The organism is Mesorhizobium sp. M0923 (assembly GCF_040319365.1).
Classification (GTDB): Bacteria; Pseudomonadota; Alphaproteobacteria; order Rhizobiales; family Rhizobiaceae; genus Mesorhizobium.
Genome location: NZ_JAMYNW010000021.1, coordinates 42,151 through 64,716 on the forward strand (window position 1 = coordinate 42,151; position 22,566 = coordinate 64,716).

The window sequence follows — 22,566 nt, forward strand, 5'->3', positions numbered from 1 at the left end:
TACATAAAATTCCGCTTGACAAGCTAGGAACGTTCCAATTGTTTGAAGCCTAATTTGAGAAGACCGAGGTTGCGATGTCAAAGGCGAGACTGACTGTCATCGACATCGCCAAAGCCGCAGGCGTTTCCAAGTCCACGGTTTCGTTGGTCTTGCAGGGCTCGCCTCTGGTGAAGGAAGCGACGCGTTCCAAGGTCAACGCGACAATGCGCGAGTTGGGGTATGTCTACAACCGGGGTGCCGCAAACCTTCGACAGGCGAGCGCCAGATCGGGCATCATCGGTGTCGTGGTGAACGATCTTACAAACAGCTTCTTTGCAGAGTTGGCCGTAGGGGTCGACACGGTCGTCCAGTCGGCGGGCTTCGTCCAGTTCCTCTCAAATACGAGTGAAAATACCGACCGGCAGCGAGAGGTGGTTGCCTCGATGCGTGAGCATGGAATTTCGGGGCTTATCGTTTCGCCGGCCCGCGCCACCGATGCAGCAGACTTCAAGCCGCTCGTGGCGTCAGGAATCCCGGTGGTTGTGGTAGTCCGCAGCCTGCCCGGCGCGAGAATGTCGTCGATTGTGTCTGATAACGTTGGCGGCGTGGCGATGGCGGTCAAGCATTTGGTGTCGCTAGGGCATAGCCGGATCGCTTTTTTGGGAGGCTTTCCAGATACGGCTGTGTTTGCCGAGCGACGGTCTGGTTACCGCAAAGCGATGGACGAAAGTGGTCTTAAGTTCGATGAGGAGTTAGTTGTTCCGTCCATTCCCTCGAGAGCAGGTGGCGTGGAAGCCATCGGACGTGCGATGACCATCAGCGATCGACCGACCGGGGCCGTCTGCTTCAATGACGCGGTGGCGTTTGGCGTGTGTGATGGATTGCGCGCTCGGCGCATGGAACCGGGGCGGGACTTCGCGGTGGTAGGTTTCGACGACGTTATCGAGGCGAAAACGGCGGTTCCGGCCCTGACGACGATCTCGGTCGATCCGCAAGCTATGGGCAGGCGCGCCGCACACCTCCTTCTGAAGCAGATCAATGCGGGAAAAGCAGATGCGGAGAACATCATTGCGGCGGTCAGGCTGGTCGTCCGCCAGAGTTGTGGAACTGGCCAGAGCAAACCAGAGGGGAAGTTAGGATGACGGTTCGATGGGCATTGATCGGTGCGAGCATGATCGCGCGCGAATGGGTCACTGGTATGCGGGGAAGCCGAGGCAGGTCGTATCAGTCGTCAGTTCCAGTGTTGGGCGCGCCAAGACATATGCGCGTCGAACCAGGACTTTGAGCATCCCGCAATGAGCAAGCACATCACCCCCGCCCAAGCCGCCGCCCTCATTCCGGATGGCGCTGTCGTGTCGGTCTCGTCCTCGAGCGGGCTCGGTTGCCCGGACCTGATGCTGAAGGCGATCGGCGAACGCTTCGAGGCCGCCGGGCATCCGCGCGACCTGACCACGCTCCACCCGATTGCCGCGGGCGACATGAGCGGCATCAACGGCGTCGATTACATAGCCCAAAAAGGCCTCTTGAAGACCATCATCGGCGGCTCCTACCCTTCAGGTCCTTCCACCGCCGAGCCGCCCCTCATTTGGCAAATGATCGCAAGCAACGACGTGGCGGCGTACAACATCCCTTCCGGAGTGCTCTTCGACATGCACCGCGAAGCGGCCGCGAAGCGCCCGGGCGTTATCACCAAGATCGGGCTCGACACCTTCGCCGACCCGAACCGCCAGGGCTGCGCGATGAATGCGGCCGCGGAAGCCCGGCCCGTGGTGAGCAAAATCCAATTCTACGGTGAGGAGTACCTCTACTTCGAGGCGATCGCGCCGCAGGTAGCGATCATCCGTGCCACGACGGCGGACGAGCGCGGCAATTTGACCTACGAACACGAAGGCGCCTATCTCGGCGGCCTCGACCAAGCGCTCGCGGCCCACAACAATGGCGGCATCGTCATCGCCCAGGTGAAGCGCATCACCAAGGACGGATCGATGAGGCCGCATGACGTGCGAGTGCCCGGAATTCTCGTCGACTACGTCGTCGTCGATCCCGACCAGAAACAGACAACGCAGACGCTCTACGACCCTGCAATCTCGGGTGAGATTTTTCGGCCGCTCGAAAGTTTTCGCGTGCCGGAGTTCAACATCCAGAAGATAATCGCGCGGCGCGTCGCGCAGGAACTCGAGGCGGGCAGCGCCGTCAATCTCGGCTTCGGGATTTCGGCCAATGTCCCACGCATTCTCCTGGAGGAAGGGCTGCACGGCGCGGTCACTTGGGTCATCGAACAGGGGGCGGTCGGGGGCGTGCCGCTGCTTGACTTCGCCTTTGGCTGCGCCGCGAATGCCGACGCCTTCATGCCCTCGCCCTACCAGTTTACATATTTCCAAGGGGCAGGTTTCGACGCCTCGCTGCTGTCATTCCTAGAGATAGGCCGCGACGGCTCCGTCAACGTGTCAAAGCTCTCGTTCCGCCCTCATATCACGGCGGGCGCCGGCGGCTTCGTCGACATTACGGCAAGGGCGAGGAAGATCGTCTTCTCCGGCATGTTCAATGCCGGCGCCAAGCTCGCTGTCGAGGACGGCAAGGTCGTTGTAGAGAAGGAGGGCAAGCTTAGGAAGCTCGTCAAAGAGGTCGAGCACGTCACCTTTTCGGGCAGGCGAGCCATCGAACAGCGCCAGGATATCACCTATGTCACCGAGCGCGGCGTGATGAGACTGACGCCGGACGGCGTCGTGCTGACTGAAATTGCGCCGGGCATCGATCTCAACACCGGCATTCTTGAACAGTCGGAGTTCCCGCTGATCGTGTCCGACACCCTAAAAGTCATGGACGGCGCGCTCTTCGTCGACAGGCCGATCGGCCTGTCGCTTGCCGTGAAGCCGGCCCGTAGCTTGGCGGGGGCATGTAATGGCTGACGCGCACATGAGGCTTGCCGCCGAAGGCGCGGTCGCATCCGTCACGATCGCTCGACCCGAGAAGCTCAACGCCGTCGATATTGACATGCTGAAGGCATTGGCCGCCATCTGCGACGAGGTCGAGGCGATGATCGATGTCCGCGCGGTGGTGCTTACCGGCGAAGGCAGAGCCTTCAGCGCCGGTGGCGACATCAAAGCTTGGGGCGCCATGCAGGCGAACGAGTTCGGCCATGCCTGGGTCCGCTTCGGCCATCGCGTCTTCGAGCGTCTGGCGACCCTGCGCATGCCGGTGATCGCCGCACTCAACGGCCACGCGCTCGGCGGCGGCCTGGAACTCGCGGCCGCAGCCGACTTCCGCATCGCGGAACAAAATATCCGCATCGGCCTGCCGGAGACCGGGCTCGGCATGATACCGGGAGTTCGCCGCATGGTCCTGGGAGGTGAGACGTTCTCCGCCGAGGAAGCCCTCAAGTACGGACTGGTCGACGCCGTCGTGGACAGCGGCGCTGCCGTCATCGAGGCGAAGGCCTACGCGGCGCGGGTCGCGACGCGGGGACCGGCGGCCGTCGAGATATCGAAGCTAATGATCGCCGTCGCGAATGGCGAGGACAATGGTTCGGCGGTCGAAGCGCTCGGCTCGATTCTGGCCGCCAAGACTGGGGATCTCAAGGAAGGCGTCGCCGCCTTCTCGCAGAAGCGCGCGGCGGTCTTCAAGGGAGAATGGTGATGACGTTAGAGATCAGGCCAACAGCGCTTGCCGACGCGCCCGTGCGCGGCTTCGAGATGCTGATCGACGGCAGATGGACGGCCGGCGCAGAAGGCCGGACGATCGACCGGAACGCGCCGAGCCACGGCATCGTCGTGAGCCGCTACCAGGCGGCGACAAGGATGGATGCCGAGCGCGCCATCGCCTCGGCGCGAAAGGCATTCGACCACGGCCGGTGGCCGCACACGACGGCGTCGCAGCGCTCGCGGGTTCTGCTGAAGGCCGCCGATCTCATCGAGGGCCGCGCCGAAGACCTCGCCTATCTCGACTGCATCGAGGGCGGCAAGCCAATAACTCAGGTGCGCGGCGAGATCGCCGGCGCTGTCGACATCTGGCGCTATGCCGCTGCGCTTGCCCGCGACCTGCACGGCGAGAGCTACAATTCGCTTGGGCAGAACACACTAGGCGTCGTTCTGCGCGAGGGGATCGGCGTCGTGTCCATCATAACGCCGTGGAACTTTCCATTCCTGATCCTAAGCCAGAAACTGCCCTTTGCGCTGGCCGCCGGCTGTACATGCGTCGTTAAGCCCTCAGAGCTGACATCGGGTTCGACGCTCGTTCTCGGCGAGATCCTTGAGGAAGCGGGCGTTCCGGACAGCGTCGTGAACATCGTCACCGGCACGGGTCCCGAAGTCGGCGCGATCATGACGTCCCATCCTGCGGTCGACATGGTTTCGTTCACCGGCTCGACCGGCGTCGGAAAGCTCACCATGACGAATGCAGCGCAGACCCTCAAAAAGGTGTCATTGGAACTCGGCGGCAAGAATCCGCAGATCGTATTCCCGGATGCGGACCTCGACTCCTTCATCGACGCCGCCGTCTTCGGCGCTTATTTCAATGCGGGCGAATGCTGCAACGCCGGCTCGCGGCTAATCCTCCATAAGAGCATCGCGTCGGATGTGGTCAAGCGTGTTGCAGAGCTTGCGAAATACGTGAAGGTTGGCGATCCGCTGGACCCAGCGACGCAGGTCGGCGCGATCATTACGCCTCAGCATTTGGAGAAGATCGCGGGCTACGTCGCCAGTGCAAAGAATAGCGGCGCGAAGGTTGTTCACGGGGGCGATCAACTCGATCTCGGGATGGGGCATTTTATGTCGCCAACAATCCTCGAGGCGGTCATGCCGGATATGGAAATCGCACGTGAGGAGGTCTTCGGCCCCGTACTTTCAGTTCTCACCTTTGAAACGGCGGCGGAAGCCGTCGAGATCGCCAATTCCATCGATTACGGCCTTTCCGCCAGTGTGTGGAGCCGCGATTTCGATACGTGCCTGACATTCGGGCGCAGCTTGCGGGTAGGAACGGTGTGGATGAACACCTTCATGGATGGCGCCTCCGAGCTCCCGTTCGGTGGCTACAAGCAATCCGGGCTCGGTCGCGAACTCGGACGCCGCGCGGTCGAGGACTACACCGAAACAAAAACACTCAACATGCACATCGGAGGCCGCACCAATTGGTGGATGCCGCGACAGGAAAATTGGCCTGGCCAACGCACCGACCGGGACCTCGCCGAATGAAGACGACCACACGGCCCGTCGCCGTCGTCACTGGCAGCCACGGCATCGATCTCGGAATTGCGACCGCCTTTGCAAAAGCGGGATACAATGTGGCGATCACTGGGGTCGCGAGTCCCGACAACGGGCAGGATGCTGTCGCAAAACTAGAATCCTATGGCGTGGCAGCCGCCTATCTGCAGTCCGATATCGCTGATGTTTCCCGACATGAAGAAACGGTAACGGGCGTCCTTTCGCGATTTGGTCGTGTCGATTGCCTTGTTAGCAATGCCTCCATGGCAGTCGTACCAGGTGACTTCCTCGACCTGGTGCCGGCGGACTTCGATAAGACGATCGCGATGGACCTAAGGGGAACGGTGTTCTTTACGCTTGCTGTGGTCAAGGCAATGCTCGTGAGGAGCGCGGCGGATGTACCCAGGTCCATCATCAACATCACGTCGGTCTCACCCGAGGTAAGTTCGCCCGAACGCGCGGACTATTGCATCAGCAAGGCCGAGCTGGCGGCATTCTACCAGGGGGTGGCATTTCATATCATGGATACGGGAGTATCAGTATTTGAGGTGCGGCCCGGCATCGAGCGGGGGGAAGAAGCAGCAGACCTCGGCAAAATCTGCACGGCACTCGCTTCCGGCGATTTGGGTTTTGCGACGGGAACGATCATCGAAGCCGACGGGGGCTCTTCAATTCCACGCCTCTGAAGGGAGCAACAGAATGGGCTTCGACTACATCATCACCGGAGCCGGGCCTGCCGGCTGCGTGCTCGCGAACCGGCTTTCTGAAGATCCGGCCGTGCGCGTGTTGTTGCTGGAGGCTGGCGGCCGAGATTGGAACCCGCTGTTCCACATGCCGGCGGGCTTCGCCAAGATGACCAAGGGCGTGGCGAGTTGGGGCTGGGAAACCGTGCCGCAGAAGCACATGAAAGGCCAAGTGCTGCGCTATACGCAGGCGAAGGTGATCGGCGGAGGTTCTTCAATCAATGCACAGCTCTATACGCGCGGCAATGCAGCCGACTACGATCTCTGGGCTACAGACGACGGCTGCGAAGGCTGGAGCTATCGGGAAATCCTGCCCTATTTTAAGCGCGCTGAGGACAACCAGCGTTTTGCCGACGACTACCATTCCTATGGTGGGCCGCTCGGCGTCTCCATGCCAGTCTCGAATCTCCCGATCTGCGACGCGTATATCCGCGCCGGCCAGGAACTCGGCATTCCCTACAACCACGACTTCAACGGTCGCCAGCAGGCCGGCGTCGGCTTCTACCAGCTTACGCAACGCAATCGCCGTCGCTCCTCCGTCTCAATGGCCTATCTGTCGCCGATCAAGGGTCGGAGAAACCTTTCGATCCGCACCGGCGCTCGCGTCGCCCGCATCGTGCTGGAAGGCACCCGCGCCGTGGGCGTGGAGGTCGTGACTGCGAAGGGCATCGAAGCGATCCGGGCGGAACGCGAAGTACTCGTCTCCTCCGGCGCCATAGGGTCGCCTAAGTTACTCCTGCAGTCGGGCATCGGCCCGATCGATCATCTTAAATCTGTCGGAGTTCAGGTGAAACACGACCTACCGGGGGTTGGCTCGAACATGCAGGACCATCTCGACCTGTTCGTCATTTGCGAATGCACCGGCGACCACACCTATGACAACGTGGCGAAGCTGCACCGCACCCTCTGGGCCGGTATCCAGTACGTACTCTTCCGCACTGGTCCGGTCGCCTCCTCGCTCTTCGAGACGGGCGGTTTTTGGTATGCGGACCCCGAGGCCCGCTCGCCCGACGTCCAGTTCCACCTCGGCCTCGGCTCCGGGATCGAGGCGGGAGTCGAGCGGCTGAAGAGCGCCGGTGTGACGCTGAACTCCGCCTATCTGCACCCGCGCTCTCGCGGCACGGTTAGACTTTCTTCCGCCGATCCTTCGGCGGCCCCGCTGATCGACCCCAACTATTGGGAAGACCCGCACGACCGGAAAATGTCGATTGAGGGCCTGAAGATCGCCCGGGAGATCATGCAGCAGGCCGCCCTGGAACCTTTCGTGATGGCCGAGCGCCTGCCTGGACCAAAGGCCGTGACGGACGAAGACTTGTTCATTTACGGGTGCGCCAATGCCAAGACCGATCACCACCCGGTCGGCACGTGCAAGATGGGTTTCGATTCCATGGCCGTCGTCGGGCTCGATCTCAAGGTCCATGGGCTGGAGGGATTACGCGTTTGCGACTCCTCAGTCATGCCGCGGGTGCCGTCCTGCAACACCAATGCTCCGACGATCATGGTGGGCGAGAAGGGATCCGACATAATACGCAATCGTGCCCCGCTTCCGCCGGCTCTTTTCGAGCATGAACGCAACGACGCGCGCCCCCGCGCACGCAACAACATTCAATAGGTGCACTCATGATCCGCCGCCACGAAGTGAGCAGGGAAATGGGGCGAATGTTACGATTTCCGGCTGTTCTCGTCGGCCAAGATATCCCGCGCATGCACGCACTGATCGGCCAAATTCGTGCTGACACATCCGGTTGGCATTTCATGGTGATGAATCACTGGCAAAAATGCGCTCCCTGATGACACAAGGATCTTAGCAGTCTTATGACGATTGACGTCCCGCAGCACATTCTCGACGCCATGACCGATGTCGATATGCCGCGACTACGGTCGGAGACGGCTCCGTCCGGTACAATGGTCCACGGCGACCTTCAAGTCCCGGTCTATCGATGCGGTTGTGTAGTGGTCGGTTCCGGTGCGGCGGGGCTGCGTGCGGCGGTGGAATTAAGGCGGCGTGGGAAAGAGGTGGTTATCGTCAGTCAAAGCGCTTGGGGTGGAACGTCGGCCTGCTCCGGCTCTGACAAGCAGACGCTGCATACGGCCAACAGTGCGGATCAGGGAGATAACTACAAGGCGATGGCGCGAGCAATACGCGCCGGCGGCGCGATGGATGAGGATATTGCCTATGTGGAGGCCGTGGGCTCGTCTCGCATGATGGCCTCGCTACAGTTTCTTGGCCTTCCACTGCCTCAGGACGCGCTGGGCGGCACTCTCAGATACAAGACCGACCACGACGAGGTGGGTCGTGCCACCAGTTGCGGTCCACGCACGTCACGTCTGATGGTCAAGGTGCTTGCCGAAGAGGCGATCCGTCTTGATGTTCCGTTCTATAACCACACTACGGCTGCCAAAATCCTCACCTGCGGGGAGGGGACGGATCGGCACGTCGCCGGCATTCTTACGATGCGCCCCAACGACCGAACAACAACAAACCCCTTCGGCCTTGCCCTGTTCGAGTGCTCGGTCCTTGTGCTTGCCGCGGGCGGTCCCGGCGAACTTTATCGTGATAGTGTCTATCCCAACGGCTGCTTCGGGTCGCTCGGCCTTGCGCTCGAAGCTGGTATCGAATTGGTCAACCTTACGGAGAGCCAGTTCGGTATAGGCACGCGCCGGGAGGGTTTTCCCTGGAATCTGTCCGGCACCTATGTCCAGGCGATTCCGCATGTCTATTCGATTGACGCGGAGGGCAATGAGCACCACTTCCTTGCCCAGTATTATCGCAGCACACAGGAGATGGCCTCCAACCTGTTCCGCAAGGGATATCAATGGCCTTTTCATGCCACGCGGATGCTCGATTTCAGCTCGAGTCTCATAGATGTTGCGATCTATCGCGAGTCCGCAGCGGGGCGGCGCGTGTTCATGGACTTCAACCGGAATCCGCTGCCCATGCCCGGCGATCTGCCGTTCTCCCTCGAACGGTTGGACGACGACGTGAGTTCCTATCTCGGCAATGCCGGCGCGGGTCAACATTTGCCAATCGAGCGGTTGAAGCACATGAACCCGCTCGCGATCGAACTCTATCGTCGCTACAAGATAGACATAACCAAGGAACCGTTGGAGTTCGCCGTCAACAACCAGCACATGAACGGCGGCATCATGGTGGACGTTTGGGGGCGCAGTAGCCTTGCCGGCTGCTATGCGATCGGAGAGGCCGCTGGTACGCACGGCGTGACGCGGCCCGGCGGAGCCGCGCTTAATGCCGGGCAGGTCTTTGGCACCCGAGCGGCCGAGCACATTGCAGCCAGCGGCAAAGCAAAAGTAGCGCCGAAGGTCGACATTGCCCGAGCTGCGCAAGCGGGCATCGCGGCGCTCTTCACGATCATGCGCCCCGACAGCTCGCTGACGATCAAGTCGGCGCGTTCCACGATCCAGGCGCGGATGAGCGATGCGGCCGGTATGATCTGCGACGGCGAGCGGGTAAGCCAGGCCCTCGCAGAAGCTCGAAGACTCAATGTAAGCATTCGCGCAAATGGCATTAGGTACAAACGACCTGCTGAGGCGGTGCGGTCAATACAATGGCGGCAAATGGCGCTAGCTTCCGAAGCGGTGCTTACCGCTTTGGACCATTACATTGGCCAAGGCGGAGGGAGCCGCGGTTCCCGCGCAATATGCGATCGAGAAGGTGAATCGCTTCCGCTCGCGAGGACAGGCCCGCTGGAAGACTATCGCTTCCGGAGGGAGCGCGACGCCCAGCGGAGTGAACAGATCATTGTCCGATTGGACGGCGTCGAAATGGTGGTTTCAACACGTCCAATCCGTTCGTTCGACGAGAGTGCTGGGTCGTTCTTCGAACGCGATTGGCCAGATTGGCTGACCGGCCGGATCTTTGATCGCGGTTCTGACTAAGAAGATACCTAGTCGCGGTGCGCGTGATGTCGTCAACATCCGCATGGAATATCTGGAACTGAGGGAACCTGAGGCCTAAACGCCAGCCGAAGGGCGACCGGAGACGGACAATGAGGTGTGGTATGGGTGGTGGAGAGGCTGACATCGTTTGCATGGGTGAACCCCTGTTCGAGTTCGCGTGGCGGCGGGACGGAACGATCAAGCCGGGCATTGGCGGCGATGTGTCGAATTGCGCGGTCGCCGCAGCCAGATCCGGCGCGAAAGCAGGGATGATAACCCGCCTTGGGGAGGACAGCCTGGGCGAGCGTATCCGGTCGCTGTATCACGACGAAGGCATCGCAACGACGCATGTCATCCGTGATGCTGCCGCGCCAACCGGTATCTATTTCATAGAGTATGGTCCTGATGGTCATAGCTTTTCCTACCGGCGCGCCGGCTCGGCTGCCTGCCGCCTGGCAAGCAGTGATCTCGCACCAGGCATGTTCGCGGGAGTGTCATTTCTTCATCTTAGCGGGATATCACAGGCTATTTCCGAGTCTTGCCGGGACGCTTCGTTTACAGCGATGGAGATGGCCAGATCGGCAGGTGCCAAGGTTTCCTTTGATACCAATCTGCGGCGCAGTCTATGGACGCCGGCAGCGGCGTGGGAAACCTTGTCAGCTTCATTGCCACAAATAGACTTTCTCTTTCCGAGCATGGAGGACGCACAAGCCCTGCTCGGGCTATCGGATCCGGATGCCATTTGCGACGAATTCCTTCGACACGGCGTCAAAACGGTCCTTTTGACCCTAGGCGAAGAAGGCGCAATTGTAGCTGGTGGCGATATGAGAATTCGGATACCCGCTTACTCAGCGCAACTTGTGGATGCGACGGCTGCTGGTGACACTTTTGATGGTGCCTTTCTGGCTGAATTTTTGCGCTGCGGCGATCCAGAGGCGGCCACCCGGTTCGCTTGTGCTGCGGCGTCCCTCGCAGTTGAGAAGACCGGCGCGGTCGATTCCATCCCTTATCTGAGAGAAATCCGCACACGTATGGCTGCGTAGTCCTGTCGAGCTTGCACCACACCAGCATTGGAAAACAACGCTCGTATATGCCCACCGTCGCGACGCGACGGCCACCAGTGCGTCGCCGGCGAGACGGGATCCAGATACCGGCCGATGCCGTTGCGGCCTTCATCAGTCTCCTTCGTCTTCAGGTGACGAAGAAAGCTCAGAATGGCTTGAAGCCGTGAGCCCGTCGAAATTCGCCAGCTTTTCAACGATCGCCATAGGAGTTTCCGCTTCGGCCTGGTCTTCACCGCAAAGATGCAGCACGACGGGGTATAGGATCTCCACCGGTGAAATATTCAGCACCTCGCAAAAGTGGAGCAGTCGGCCGACGGTCAGCCGTGAAACCGCGTTTTCGTAACGATTATAAACCTAGTCGCTGAGCCCAAGCATGGGTGCTAGCTTTGAACGCGGGATTTTCCGTCGGTCGCGAGCGTTGCGAAGGCTGGTGCTGATCTTTTTTTCGATTTCGGCGCTTAACTCCAGTTCGCCGAAGCTGGTTTTCCGATAGACCGGCTTGTCAATTTATGGATCGTCGATCTGCTGTAAACCGAGGTGAGAAATCCATTCTTCGAAAGGTCCTGCCATTGCTCCTGCCAAAGTGACGTTGATCTTCTGTGTTCGTTCCAATCAATGTAACCGAATTGGTTGACTGGACGCCACCTTGGAATCTAGTGGGCCTGCCAGAATATGGGCGCGTCGCTTCGCGAAACCGCTCTATGCCTTCGGCACGGAGCCAACGCGGCCAGAACGCCGTCATCAATACACCAGATTGGGATATCGCCCGTTTACAGCACGGCCCGCAATCAGCATAGTGCGCCAGCTCGGGTAATACGAGTTGGTGATGGTAAGTCGCTAGCTCTTCTTGCCATTCACCGCGGGAGCCGTCCTGGCGCTAGCCGGTGACGACGGCTGCTTTCTATTCAAAGAGTGACGGCCGCGATCGCGGCCGACTTTGTCTGCCTCAGAGAGGGAAAGAGGGCCCTGCCTTCTCTCCCTCGCAAGCAAAAAAGGTCTCCCAGTCCTTCCTCCGCTACGCCTTCGGCTGCGCTACGTGCAGGATCGACGCGGATCCCATTACGCGGATCATGCTTTGCCTCGGGCGGGCGAACCCCCTCAGTTTGTCCCTCGCGCCGACCACGGGGCGTCTTTGGATCGGGCGCCGCGATGAGGGTGTCCACTTCGGCCTTGGTGAGGTGGTACGTCACCTCAATGTGCGTCCGTTTAATGCGAATCGTCAGCACGCGTTGGGCAACGCCGAAGAACGCCGGGTCGGCGGCAAGCGACGTCGGAAGAAAGATCGGATCGCGGCCAAGCGGGCGTTGCGCGTGGTGACGGAATTGTTCCGCTTCTCCTCGAGTTCGTCGAGAAAAGCGAGAACAAGGTCTCGATCAAGCTCTTCGAGCGTCAACGCCGCCGGCTTCTTCCGCAACCGGGCGGCGGCAAAAGGATCAGCATGCGCAAGGCGTCGCGATAGCTGGCCACGGTCGCGGGAGTCGCGTTCCGCTGCTTGGTCAGGCGCCGGCGGAAATAGGACTCCAGGAGCGGCGCTACGAGCAGGTGTGCGGTGTTCGCTCGTGCTGCGCCTCCATCGAGGGCGGCACGCTCAGGTAGTAGGCCGTGTCGGTGTAACTGGCGTGGCCGAGATATGTGGCCAGCGCCTGAACGTCTGCGCGCTGTTGGTGCCAGAGGCTGAGGCGGGTCACGGCAAACCGGTGATCGTGCGGCCTTAAACGGCTTACCGCCATCAAAGTCGGCGAGTTTACGGACCTCGGCAAAGCCATTTTGCAGGCCGGTCGCCGAGAGGCGGTTGCCCCGGGAACTGAGGACGAATCCCTGATCCTTGGGTATGGGCGCTTCATTTCGGAATCGGGGGCGGGCTTCATGGGAATAGGCACACCACAGCGTTGGAGAAATTGAGATCTCGTCGGATTGTTACTCCTAGCCATGACCTTCTCTCTTTTGTCGTCATCGCCCGGTCCGGTCAGTTCGATATGGTGGTGTTCTTCGGAGGGCGTGGAGGGCAGCGAACGGTCCCGCGCCACGCCGCTGATCTGGCGGCCCATCAGTTGGCCAGCTGCGACTCGCGCGCGGTGTGCGCAGCGAAATATCTCGCGATTGCACCGATGACCCGAGTTGTCGCCTTTCCATCGCCGTAGGCGTCCACGGGCTGGGCCATCCGTGAATATTCGTCCGGATCGCGCAGCAGCCGGGTCGCTTCACTCACGATGCGGGCGGTGCTGCGGCCCACAAGGCGCGCCGTGCCAGCTTCGACAGCCTCCGGCCGCTCGGTGATTTCTCTTAAAACGAGCGTCGGTTTGCCGAGTGAAGGGCCTTCTTCCTCTGCGCCGCTGCTGTCCGAGATGATGATGTCCGCGCGCAGCATAAGGCTGCAGAAGTTGCGGTACGGCAGAGGATCCACCACCGTAATATTCGCCTGGTTGCTTAAATAGGGCAAAATGACTTCGCGCACTGCCGGGTTCTGGTGCAATGGGATGATGACACGCACGTTCTCCTGACATGATAGCTGCACAAGAGCTTTTGCGATCTCGTGCATCGGTGCGCCCCACGATTCACGCCGATGTGCTGAGGCGACCACGATCCGCCGCGTTTCGTTCTTCAGGTCGGCAAGCGCTGGCTCGGCGAAGGCGGGGGCATTTTCGGCCGCCCAGTGAAGGGCGTCGACGACCGTGTTCCCGGTGACCGTGATACGATCCTCAGCGGCACCTTCGCGGAGAAGGTTCTCGCTGCTACGAATCGTCGGCGCCAGGTGGAGATCCGTTATCTGGGCGACCAGGCGCCGATTGGCCTCCTCTGGATATGGCGATGCAATGTTGCCGCTACGCAAGCCCGCCTCGATATGGATGATGGGGATACGGTGCTGGAAGGCGGCCAGGGCTCCTGCCAGGGTGCTCGCGGTATCGCCATGAACGACTACCGCGTCGATCCCCCATTGTTCTATTTGCCCGGAGAGCCTTTCCAGTATTCGATATGTGACCTGTGACAAGGTCTGGCGAGGTTGCATGACGCTTAGTTCGATGTCGGGTCGAATACCGAATTCCGCTAAAGCGATATCCAGCATCTCGCGATGCTGCCCCGTGGAAACAACGAGGGGCTCGAACCTGCGGTCGAGCTTCATCGCCTTAATTACTGTGGCGCATTTAATCGCCTCAGGACGAGTACCGAAAATGAATGCCACCTTGGGCATGATCGTCTCTCCAAATAAATGTGAGCGCGCTCTCTGCTAGTGTCTTGCGTGGCCTGGGGGCGTCGGAGACCGCAGTCGCCAAGGAATCGCCTAAGGGGCCATAGGCGCCATCATCAGGGCCGAAGCGAACCACGTCTTGTCCATTCACAGCGGACGACGAGGATGTACCCTTGCCATAGTACGCGATTTGACGCGGATCGCCTTCCTCCATCGCGACTGACCCCGGCATCAATGATGGCGGCAATTGCTGCCGCCACTCCTCAACGAGGAGGCACAAAACTCGTGCCACATTGGCTGATCGAGCTAAAAAACAATTTGTGATTGCTTACAGCTACTTAGCAAACAGAAAAAAGTTCGCCCAACCGAACTTCGTGTCACGGGCTCGACAAAGCCGACACACGACGCAGTCTTAGCGACGAAGAGCAAATCGCTGCGTCGGACAAGCTGGCCGGCTTTGCCAAATGCGGGTCGGCTTTCGACCGGCGCCGGGAGCAATCCTGCAATCGACTTGTGGCATCGCAGGAAACAATGGCTTCCCGGTTGGTCTGCCTGCGTCGATGACGATGCGATCAGCACGGTCATGGCGTGCCAACGCTCTTACGCTTGGCGGCCGGCAAATCCCGGGATTCACTGAACCAGAACTCGACGGTGTCGCCGACGCTGTCGATGGCGCGATAGAGGTCCATCCATCGCCAGCGGACCTTGATGTAGTTCTCGTCCGCATGCCATTTGCCGGTCACGAGGCGCTTGCGCCGGTTAAAGCGTTCCATCAGCAGCGGCGCGAAATGAACGACCCAGCGATGGATCGTTGAATGATCGACACTAATGCCACGCTCCGCCATCATTTCTCGAAGATCAGCGTAGGCTCAGTCCGTAGGCCAGATGCGAGCGAATGCAAAGCAAGATCACAGATTGGTCGAAATGGCGGCCTTCGAATATCTCAACTCTCCGAGGAACACCGGAGCCCAATGCGCTTGGTTACCAAAAACTTTGCAACACATCCTCGGGAAGTCGCCGGACGGTGGCGCTGATGTCGCGAACCCGACAAAAGTGTCGCGGCCATTCCAGCGGGCGCGCGTGTTTCACTCTTGTTGAGTAAGGAGCACCGCATTCGGCACGTGGCACGCTGATTGCGGGGATTATGAGCAGGGGCCGTCGCGACAACCGGTCGTAGCGGTCCCCTGTCCAATACATTGGAGGTCGAGCTATGTTGTCCCACTTCGAAAACCAGTCAATAAACCAAGAGGTCACTAGGCTCAATCTCCCGAACTCTCGGATAAAGCACTTCGCGCCGGCTAGTTACGCACAAGCCGGAGAAGACGTTATTGTCGAAGGAATTCTGGCTGCAAAACTCTGCAAGAGTCAAAGATCTTGGGCCAGTGTGTTTTATGTCGAGATCGGCGCTAATCACCCCATCTCGACCTCAAATACCTTTCTTATGTACCAACGGGGCGCGCGAGGTGTTCTGGTTGAACCCAATCCTGAATTGGAAGCGCTGATCAGGACTGCTCGCCCGGAAGACGTTCTCGTTCGATCCGTTGTCTTGCCCGCTCCGCAAGCGTCTGCGACGCTCTTCATCGGAAACGCCCATGAGCTTTCGTCGGTGGATAAAGCACACGTTGAAAGTTTCGGGGACTTCGACGGTATAGGAGGTATCCGAGAACATATCGAGGTGAGCGCGATCGGTATCAATGAACTACTGGCCCCTTATGCCAATAAGATCGATTTCTTATCGATCGATTGCGAAGGACTGGATCACGATCTCGTCAAGGCCATTGACTACGAGTGCATCAGACCTGCTGTCATCCAATGCGAGCCAAACGAGCATTATCTAAAGGGCAATAGGGATCGGATCATCAATGTAATGGAATGCAGATCATACCGGCTTGCTGCAATGACTGACATCAACGTCGTCTTCGAGCGATTGACTTGATGCAGCGGCCCAAATCGAACGCGTCATTGAACGTACACCAAGCCTGCCAACGTCCGTCCTCGGGTGCCGCGTGGCAATCAGATGAAGCGCATATCGCCGCATGTAGCGTAAGCGGGAGCTGAGGCCATTCAGCGCTGGGAATTCCATGGCATGAGGGCGTCGATACCGCTGTTTGGCCATGCATTGGGATCGGCCACTATCTTATCGAGCCGGTGGCCTGCACTTCAGCGTCGGGTTGGGAGAGGGGTCGGGTCGAGAACCAGGTCAGGCTGGGCGCGAGCGCTTTTTCACCCCAAGGCTGCGCTTCAAGAACCTGGAGGAACTCAACGCCTTGCTGCTGGAGACGGCCTCAGCTCCATGTCCCGCGAGCGCAGGCCCTGAACGCGCCGAAGACGTATTTCATAGGCTCAGGATAGGCCCTGTGAAACTTCGTCTCGTCCGCATCGAGACAACGGTCAATGCGTCCCATGGCGCAATCAACACAGCAGGGCATAAGGGTCGGAACTTCATAGGCCAGTCCACTCTTGGAGAACGGAGCAAAATTAATCCGCATGTGCGCGCGATGCCGAAAAAGGGTCGCGCGAGCCCTGCACCAAGCCCTGTCGGTCCGAATCGGGGTAGCCTGTTGCAATCTGTTTGTCCTGAAGGAGAACGACATGACGTTCCGTTCATTGGATGACCGCATCCTCGTCCGCCGCATCGAAGCCGACGAGAAGACGGCCAGCGAGGCATCACCATTCCCGACATCGCGAAGGAAAAGCTGCAGGAGGGCGAAGTGATCGCCGCCGGTCCTGACGCACGCAATGAAACCGGCCAGCCTAAGCCACTGGACCTCGAGGTCGGCGACCGCCGTAAATCGATGCTGGAGGATATCGCGATCCTGACTGGCGGCACCGCCATGAGCGAGGATCTCGGTATCAAGCTAGAGAATGTCGCGCTGGACATGCTCGGCCGCGCCAGGCGGGTGACAGTCGAGAAGGAGAACACCACGATCGTCGACGGCGCCGGCAAGAAGGAGCAGATCCAGAGGCGTGTCACCCAGATCAAGACGCAGATCGAGGAGACCATCTCCGACTGGATCGCGAGAAGCTGCAGGAGCGGCTGGCCGAGCTCGCCGGGGTGTCGCCGTCATCCGCGTCGGCGGCTCGACGGAGGTCGAGGTCAAGGAACGCAAGGATTGGGTCGGCGACGCCATTCATGCCACCCGTGCCGCGGTCGAGGAGGGCATCCTGCCCGGCGGCGTGGCGCTGCTCAGAGCCGCCAAGGCACTCGAGGCGGTCGCCGCCGACAACGCCGACCAGAGATACGGCCCCGATATCGTGCGGCGCGCCATCGAAGCTCCCGCGCGCCAGATCGCGGAGAACAGCGGGGCAAACCGCTCCATCGTCATCGGCAAGCTGCGCGAGGCTGTACCTATGGCTCGGACGCCCAGACCGGCGAATTCGGCGATCTCTTCGGCCAAGGCGTGATCTCGGCTTAAGGAGACCGCATGGTTCAGCCCGGTAGAACTCCATTTCATATTCAGCTCGCGGATATCATTCGGTCTCAGATCGAGAGCGGGGTCTTCAATGCTGGGGATCAGCTCCCCACTCAGATGGAGTTGATGAAACAGCACGAACTCAGCAGCAATACGGTGCGACAGGCGGTGCTTGCCCTTGTCGGTGAAGGCTTGCTTTATCGACGCGCTGGCAAGGGGACGTTTGTTGCCAAGCGTCACATCGGCCGGGACCTGCTCACTTTTTCAGGATTTTCGGAAGAAGCGGTAGCGCGTGGCTTCCGGCCGGGTACCAGGCATGTGACGGTCGACTGGCGTTCCGCTGACGCCGTGGTTGCAACCGCACTTAATGTGCCAACCGATGAACGAGTACTAAACATCGAGCGCGTGAGAACGATTGACGACGAAGTCGTAGCTGTTGAGACGGTTTCGCTTCCTGCGGCAATAGGGCGCCAGATCGAAAAAGTGGACCTTGCCGACACCTCTCTCACCGAGATTCTCGAGCGGCAACTTGGTGTGACTCTGGCGCGAGCCAGGCAGGAGATAAGGGCCGGCACCGCGCGTGCCAAACTGGCAAAGGCACTCGACGTGCCTAGCGGCACTGCGGTACTGCAAATCGACCGTACCGCCTTCGACGCGACCGATCAGGTTATTTACTTTTCGTCCTCGTCCTACCGGGCCGATCGCTACATTTACACTGGCTGGATCGAGCGCAAGAGCGCCTCGATCGCTCAACCCCGCCAATTGATCGGCCGGAGCAGATGATGCCCAACTGCGAAGGGATGTGTTGCAAAGTTTTCAGCTAGCTAGTCATGTGAACCTAAAGTTCGCCACATAAGGTCTGCTCGGCCTAAACACCTGACGGACGAGAGAATTTCGTCCGCGGACTTGGTCCATCGATAGAGCTTTGGGTTCTCATTGTGGCGCTCGATGAAGGTGCGAATATCGGCCTCGAGCTGGCTGGTTGAGGTATGCACGCCGCGTCGCAGCTGCTTTCGGGTCAGTTCAGCGAACCAGCGTTCGACCTGATTGATCCAGGATGCCGATGTGGGCGTGAAGTGGACATGGTAGTGAGGCCGGCGCGACAGAAACCTGACCAGCGCGGTTCTGTGGTATCCATGATGACGTGGACATCGAGATCGGGCGGCACATTGGCGTCAATCTGCTTGAGGAAGTCCAGAAACTCGGTCGCCCTGTGCCGCTTGTAGCATTTGCCAATCACAAAGCCGGACGCCACATCGAGCGCCGCGAACAGCGAGGTGGTGCCGTGTCGGACATAGCTATGGGTCCGGCGCTCCGGCACGCCCGGCATCATCGGCAGGACCGGTTGCTCCCGATCGAGTGCCTGGATCTGGCTCTTCTCGTCGACGCTCAAAACCATTGCCCTGTTGGGCGGTGACAGGTAGAGCCCGACGATGTCGCCAACCTTGTCGACGAACAGTGGATCGCTCGACAGCTTGAACTGGGTGAAGAATTGCCCGCGGCGCCCGGCAGCCGCATCTATGTGATCGAGGACATGCGGGATGTGACCGCCGAAATGCTCAAGAGCCTCTCAGACAAGCTGAACGGGTTTGCCCGCTGTGAGCGGCTCGCCACGAACAAAAAGGCCCTGATCGCCGCATGTGAAGGACAGCCCAATCACCGTTGCGACGTAGGGGCCCATTATGGCGGCGCCTCCTACTATCTCCTCCAGAAGCTCGAAATTGAGGACGTGCGCCTCGTCTATGCGCCCGCGCTCCGCATCGGCAACTTCGGCGGCCAAACGGATAACTGGATGTGGCCGCGCCACACGGGCCACTTCGGCTTTTGTCGCGCCTATGTCGCGCCTGATGGTTCCTCCCGGCCATATGCGCGCGACAACGTGCCCTACCGGCCCAAGAACTGGCTGCGCATCGCCGTTGAAGGCGCCAGGATGGACATTCTGCTGAATTTTACCTGCGGCGCTGTTTCATGGACGCGCTTGGGCACCCCATTTTCTATTGCCCGCCTCGGCTCATGCGGGGCGGGCTTCTTGGCCTTCTGGAGGATTTGCTCACCATGGTTCATAGTGGCGGCGCAACCGTCCGGTGAGCGCCTCACCTGAGGCTACATGGCGGCCGTGGAGATTGCCTCAGGAGCGGCGCCCAATCGGAAACCTTAGCACCTCCGCGTTTTGGCGTGGCTGCTTGAACTCTTCGACGGCAACCGCCTCAATTAGCAGGTCCAAGGCTTGGCGTCCCCTTCGACTCATCGGGTCATCGCCACAAAGGTAGTCATACGCTCGATCTAAATGCACTCGGGCGGCGGAAAAATCGCTTGTCATAGGACCCTCTCTAACCACCCCATTGCCGTCTACGAGGTGAAGGTCGCGCAATCGTCAATATTTACAGACAAATTTGAATTAAATCGCGGATGATCGGGGAGTAGCTAGGCCGTCACCCACGGTGACTGAACCGGCCGACATCGGCGCCGAGGTCTCGGCATTCCTCGCGCGCCTGGAGGCCGTAGTCCCCTAACATGATGCCGCCGTCCAGCCCGCCGACGATCACTCGCTGGCGCTCGGTCGGATCATAAATGCCGAGCACCCCGTTCCGAGACCACCTCTAACCGGCGTCATTCGATGCGGACGCGGAACCGGCCCGATTTTGCGGCGCAGAGCCAGAGGCGGCGAGGCGGCCGCCCAGGTCCCAGGCCGGTTGGCTCCAAATCGCGCTAGGTCGTGTAGATCAGGTTTGTACACACCACTTAGCTATACGCGGGGGGCGATAATGCCATCGAAGAACAAATGGCGCAGGTATTGGGTATCGATCCGTCGGAGCACCCAATCCCGCCCGCAACGCGGTTCGCAGCCATCTCGACCGATTGGTGGACTCCTGACTGCGGGATCTAAGGAGCTTTTCCTAGCCTATAGCTAAATGGAAAGACGCCCATCCCCTCGATTGAGCCAACCCAGACCCAACCTACTGGACTCCAGAGCGAAAAGAGCGCGTGCGGCTCGTGCGACTTGTGGGGAAAAGGAAATGGCGCCTCGGCATGACTGACTCCGACTGCCTGAGCGCCGGCTTTCAGTGCGCGCAAGGGGAGCGTTCCGGTGGCCAATGCTGCTGTTGGAACGGAGCAGGTGGGTTGTTCTAGCAACACGGTTGAGTGTCCGGGGTGCCAACAATGAACAAATGCGCAGGAACACTCGATCCGCGCCTTCTGCAGGCCTGCCTACAAGCTGTGCAAGTGCACAGGTAGCGAAGGTGCGCGCATTCAAGCACGTTTGAGCGTCGGCGCAATTTCCATGCCGACCACCAACGGAGATATCTGCGATGACCAGCAACATGCGGCTAATGAAAGCGAGCGAGATTCCCGCCTTCGTCGACAAGGTGATCGAGGCTGGCTGTGATATCTGTGCGATCGGTCACTTAGGCTATTCACTGGGCGATGTTGACGGGAAGGTACCCTGGCGCAAGGTAAAAAGAATCGTGGAAGAGTTTGGCGATCGTGATCACCTGCTACCGGAGATCGTTGCCTATCTTCGCTCGATAGGTCGGTACATAGAACTCACGTCGTCGACAAACGACGGCCGGAGACCGCACAAAACAGGCACTCGAAATTGGAACGCATAAAGGACGGGTCGGATACGATTGTCGAATCCGGCTCCTTCACCGACATGACGAGCTCGACTTCCGGACGGGTATTGACGCCAATGAGCTGTGGTTTGCCCAACAGGGCAATAACCTGGTCTTCTCGTACTGGGCACCACGGACAAGGGTCGGTCAGCCCCCCAGTGGCATTGCGATGTGCTGTCGTTTCTGACTCTGGCACCATAGTTCAACCCGATAACCGCAGTTTACTGAGAGAATCCACAACTTCGTAGCTGCGGCAGGAGAGAACCAAGCAACAGCTAGAAAACCGCCGCCGAGTTCCATAATAGCGTTATGAAATGTCCTGATCTGGCAAAATAGGAATGTCGCTCCTGCTTGTGCCTTGCCAGTCTCTCGCCTTCGAGAGCGGAGAGATTGCATCTTGACTGAAATCGCATTGAGGCCCTTGTCGAGGGTTATAGAGCGGCGGATGACGAGCGTTGCCGCCGCAAGCGTGGCTGGCGCGAGCAAGCGTAGCTCATCTCGTCAAAATCGAAGTGGAGGTCGATACGCTGATCCAGTTGGAGGAGGCACTTGGCTTCGCCCCCGACGCTATCCTGCTCGACAACATGTCGGTCGATGAGTTGCGCCACGCGGTGGCGATGGTTGCCGGGCGGGTGGTCACCGAAGCATCGGGCCGGATTACGCTCGATATGGCTGCGCAGATTGCTGCGACGGGCGTCGATCTGGTCTCCATCGGCTGGCTGACCCATAGCGCGCCGATCTTGGATATCGGACTTGATTATCGGGACTCATAATCGACTGATGGACGGCACCGGGCGGATAAGTTTTCCGGTCACCGTCAAGCGGCTAGCAGAGAAGCCGTAAAGGTCAGAAACCAGGGAACAGGATGGAAATGGACGCAACGATTTCGACGAAGACGATGCCGCCAGGTCAAGCACATGACTTGGCGCGAAATGCGCAAGAAAGGCTTTCGTGGCCAGATCGGCGTCGTCTCTGAATGGGCGCGGCGCAGACGCCTTGCTGAAAGGACCGATCAAAGCGCACTTGCCCGCACGCCTTCGGCACGAAGCATGGCCAAGCTCATGACGCTGGCGCGTGACGACCTGTCCAAATCGGACGCTGTACTGATCGGGGCAATCGAGAGCAATGTTCCTGACCTCGGTCATCGCGCGAACGCTGATCGACGACTTTCAGCAGATGATCCGATCAAAGGCGGCCGCAAAACTGGACACTCGGCTGGACGGCGCGAAGGCAAGCCTCGTCGGCTCCTTTGCAAACAGGGTCGAAAAGGACATCGCCGCAGTCCGCAACGCCATCATCTCTCCGTGGTCGAATGGCTAGACCGAAGGCCAGATCACCAAGCTCAAACTCATCAAGCGGCAAACGTACGGCCGCGCCAAGATTGATCTGCTCCAGGCGCACCTTGTCGGTGCAACTTAGGCTGTGGCCGCAGCGAGAGTGCCGAATGAGGACCCCGTTTAAGGGGTGATTC

General features: G+C 59.7%; 17 protein-coding genes and 5 pseudogenes. 16 read left to right on the forward strand and 6 right to left on the reverse strand.

Annotation, left to right across the window (positions count from 1 at the left end):
* The first annotated feature begins 74 nt into the window (after window positions 1–74).
* The 8 genes from NKH89_RS27925 (at window position 75) to NKH89_RS27960 (ending at window position 10,860) form a co-directional block, all read left to right on the forward strand.
* Window positions 75–1,121 (forward strand): LacI family DNA-binding transcriptional regulator, encoded by a 1,047-nt coding sequence (locus tag NKH89_RS27925; RefSeq protein WP_023721608.1) that lies wholly within the window; start codon window positions 75–77, stop codon window positions 1,119–1,121.
* A gap of 153 nt (window positions 1,122–1,274) precedes the next feature.
* Complete coding sequence (locus tag NKH89_RS27930; RefSeq protein WP_023721609.1) at window positions 1,275–2,888, forward strand: acyl CoA:acetate/3-ketoacid CoA transferase; 1,614 nt, start codon at window positions 1,275–1,277, stop codon at window positions 2,886–2,888.
* Entirely contained in the window at window positions 2,881–3,615 is a 735-nt protein-coding gene (locus tag NKH89_RS27935) for an enoyl-CoA hydratase/isomerase family protein (protein WP_023721610.1), read from the forward strand. Before NKH89_RS27930 ends, NKH89_RS27935 begins: the two co-directional genes overlap by 8 nt.
* Window positions 3,609–5,168, forward strand: a complete 1,560-nt coding sequence (locus NKH89_RS27940) for an aldehyde dehydrogenase family protein (RefSeq protein WP_352910722.1) — start codon at window positions 3,609–3,611, stop codon at window positions 5,166–5,168. Before NKH89_RS27935 ends, NKH89_RS27940 begins: the two co-directional genes overlap by 7 nt.
* Complete coding sequence (locus NKH89_RS27945) at window positions 5,165–5,863, forward strand: SDR family NAD(P)-dependent oxidoreductase (protein WP_023721612.1); 699 nt, start codon at window positions 5,165–5,167, stop codon at window positions 5,861–5,863. Before NKH89_RS27940 ends, NKH89_RS27945 begins: the two co-directional genes overlap by 4 nt.
* A gap of 13 nt (window positions 5,864–5,876) precedes the next feature.
* Window positions 5,877–7,532: a GMC family oxidoreductase gene (locus NKH89_RS27950; RefSeq protein WP_352466339.1), complete on the forward strand. Its 1,656-nt coding sequence runs from the start codon at window positions 5,877–5,879 to the stop codon at window positions 7,530–7,532.
* Between the two features lie 203 nt (window positions 7,533–7,735).
* Entirely contained in the window at window positions 7,736–9,817 is a 2,082-nt protein-coding gene (locus tag NKH89_RS27955; protein ID WP_031194753.1) for an FAD-dependent oxidoreductase, read from the forward strand.
* Between the two features lie 152 nt (window positions 9,818–9,969).
* Window positions 9,970–10,860, forward strand: a complete 891-nt coding sequence (locus tag NKH89_RS27960) for a sugar kinase (protein ID WP_245278698.1) — start codon at window positions 9,970–9,972, stop codon at window positions 10,858–10,860.
* A 1,240-nt stretch (window positions 10,861–12,100) separates the two neighbouring features.
* Here the strand turns inward: NKH89_RS27960 and NKH89_RS27965 are convergent.
* The 3 genes and pseudogenes from NKH89_RS27965 to NKH89_RS27975 all read right to left on the reverse strand — a co-directional run.
* Window positions 12,101–12,295, reverse strand: a complete 195-nt coding sequence (locus NKH89_RS27965; protein ID WP_023721618.1) for a site-specific integrase — start codon at window positions 12,293–12,295, stop codon at window positions 12,101–12,103.
* A 633-nt stretch (window positions 12,296–12,928) separates the two neighbouring features.
* Window positions 12,929–14,071 (reverse strand): non-hydrolyzing UDP-N-acetylglucosamine 2-epimerase, encoded by a 1,143-nt coding sequence (gene wecB / locus NKH89_RS27970; protein WP_023721620.1) that lies wholly within the window; start codon window positions 14,069–14,071, stop codon window positions 12,929–12,931.
* Between the two features lie 473 nt (window positions 14,072–14,544).
* Window positions 14,545–15,010 (reverse strand): annotated as a pseudogene (locus NKH89_RS27975) (IS6 family transposase); the annotation flags it as partial.
* A gap of 268 nt (window positions 15,011–15,278) precedes the next feature.
* Between NKH89_RS27975 and NKH89_RS27980 the strand changes: the two are divergent.
* The 4 genes and pseudogenes from NKH89_RS27980 (at window position 15,279) to NKH89_RS27995 (ending at window position 18,264) form a co-directional block, all read left to right on the forward strand.
* Window positions 15,279–16,004 (forward strand): FkbM family methyltransferase, encoded by a 726-nt coding sequence (locus NKH89_RS27980; protein ID WP_023721622.1) that lies wholly within the window; start codon window positions 15,279–15,281, stop codon window positions 16,002–16,004.
* 194 nt (window positions 16,005–16,198) lie between these two features.
* A pseudogene (locus NKH89_RS27985) lies at window positions 16,199–16,341 on the forward strand (IS21 family transposase); the annotation flags it as partial.
* 504 nt (window positions 16,342–16,845) lie between these two features.
* A pseudogene (locus tag NKH89_RS27990) lies at window positions 16,846–17,475 on the forward strand (TCP-1/cpn60 chaperonin family protein); the annotation flags it as partial.
* Between the two features lie 18 nt (window positions 17,476–17,493).
* Window positions 17,494–18,264, forward strand: coding sequence for a GntR family transcriptional regulator (locus NKH89_RS27995; RefSeq protein ID WP_023721624.1), 771 nt, complete (start codon window positions 17,494–17,496; stop codon window positions 18,262–18,264).
* A 55-nt stretch (window positions 18,265–18,319) separates the two neighbouring features.
* On the opposite strand, the pseudogene NKH89_RS28000 reads toward NKH89_RS27995, so the two are convergent.
* Window positions 18,320–18,961 (reverse strand): annotated as a pseudogene (locus NKH89_RS28000) (IS630 family transposase); the annotation flags it as partial.
* A gap of 12 nt (window positions 18,962–18,973) precedes the next feature.
* Between NKH89_RS28000 and NKH89_RS28005 the strand changes: the two are divergent.
* Entirely contained in the window at window positions 18,974–19,582 is a 609-nt protein-coding gene (locus NKH89_RS28005; protein WP_023721626.1) for a S46 family peptidase, read from the forward strand.
* Window positions 19,583–19,609: 27 nt separating this feature from the next.
* Here the strand turns inward: NKH89_RS28005 and NKH89_RS28010 are convergent, their stop codons facing one another.
* Together NKH89_RS28010 and NKH89_RS28015 are read right to left on the reverse strand one after the other, a co-directional pair.
* Window positions 19,610–19,801 carry a hypothetical protein gene (locus NKH89_RS28010; protein WP_084642947.1) on the reverse strand — a complete coding sequence of 64 codons (192 nt, stop codon included), beginning with the start codon at window positions 19,799–19,801 and terminating at the stop codon, window positions 19,610–19,612.
* 112 nt (window positions 19,802–19,913) lie between these two features.
* The gene (locus tag NKH89_RS28015) at window positions 19,914–20,063 is read right to left on the reverse strand and encodes a hypothetical protein (RefSeq protein ID WP_023721628.1); all 150 of its coding nucleotides are present in this window, start codon (window positions 20,061–20,063) and stop codon (window positions 19,914–19,916) included.
* 729 nt (window positions 20,064–20,792) lie between these two features.
* Here NKH89_RS28015 and NKH89_RS28020 point away from each other — a divergent pair.
* The 3 genes and pseudogenes from NKH89_RS28020 to NKH89_RS28030 all read left to right on the forward strand — a co-directional run bounded on the left by NKH89_RS28020 (window position 20,793) and on the right by NKH89_RS28030 (window position 22,415).
* Window positions 20,793–21,092, forward strand: coding sequence for a Y4lK-related protein (locus tag NKH89_RS28020; protein WP_023722911.1), 300 nt, complete (start codon window positions 20,793–20,795; stop codon window positions 21,090–21,092).
* 479 nt (window positions 21,093–21,571) lie between these two features.
* Window positions 21,572–21,868, forward strand: a pseudogene (locus NKH89_RS28025) (nicotinate-nucleotide diphosphorylase); the annotation flags it as partial.
* A 352-nt stretch (window positions 21,869–22,220) separates the two neighbouring features.
* A complete protein-coding gene (locus NKH89_RS28030; protein WP_023722909.1) occupies window positions 22,221–22,415 on the forward strand; it encodes a hypothetical protein in 195 nt (64 codons plus the stop codon).
* Window positions 22,416–22,566: the final 151 nt, after the last annotated feature.

Excerpts from the sequence above, each read along its gene's own strand:
- NKH89_RS27925 (WP_023721608.1), top strand. The coding sequence starts at position 75 with ATGTCAAAGGCGAGACTGACTGTCATCGACATCGCCAAAGCCGCAGGC.
- NKH89_RS27930 (WP_023721609.1), top strand. The coding sequence starts at position 1,275 with ATGAGCAAGCACATCACCCCCGCCCAAGCCGCCGCCCTCATTCCGGAT.
- NKH89_RS27935 (WP_023721610.1), top strand. The coding sequence starts at position 2,881 with ATGGCTGACGCGCACATGAGGCTTGCCGCCGAAGGCGCGGTCGCATCC.
- NKH89_RS27940 (WP_352910722.1), top strand. The coding sequence starts at position 3,609 with ATGGTGATGACGTTAGAGATCAGGCCAACAGCGCTTGCCGACGCGCCC.
- NKH89_RS27945 (WP_023721612.1), top strand. The coding sequence starts at position 5,165 with ATGAAGACGACCACACGGCCCGTCGCCGTCGTCACTGGCAGCCACGGC.
- NKH89_RS27950 (WP_352466339.1), top strand. The coding sequence starts at position 5,877 with ATGGGCTTCGACTACATCATCACCGGAGCCGGGCCTGCCGGCTGCGTG.
- NKH89_RS27955 (WP_031194753.1), top strand. The coding sequence starts at position 7,736 with ATGACGATTGACGTCCCGCAGCACATTCTCGACGCCATGACCGATGTC.
- NKH89_RS27960 (WP_245278698.1), top strand. The coding sequence starts at position 9,970 with ATGGGTGAACCCCTGTTCGAGTTCGCGTGGCGGCGGGACGGAACGATC.
- wecB (WP_023721620.1), bottom strand. The coding sequence starts at position 14,071 with ATGCCCAAGGTGGCATTCATTTTCGGTACTCGTCCTGAGGCGATTAAA.
- NKH89_RS27980 (WP_023721622.1), top strand. The coding sequence starts at position 15,279 with ATGTTGTCCCACTTCGAAAACCAGTCAATAAACCAAGAGGTCACTAGG.
- NKH89_RS27995 (WP_023721624.1), top strand. The coding sequence starts at position 17,494 with ATGGTTCAGCCCGGTAGAACTCCATTTCATATTCAGCTCGCGGATATC.
- NKH89_RS28010 (WP_084642947.1), bottom strand. The coding sequence starts at position 19,801 with ATGACAAGCGATTTTTCCGCCGCCCGAGTGCATTTAGATCGAGCGTAT.
- NKH89_RS28020 (WP_023722911.1), top strand. The coding sequence starts at position 20,793 with ATGACCAGCAACATGCGGCTAATGAAAGCGAGCGAGATTCCCGCCTTC.
- NKH89_RS28030 (WP_023722909.1), top strand. The coding sequence starts at position 22,221 with ATGTTCCTGACCTCGGTCATCGCGCGAACGCTGATCGACGACTTTCAG.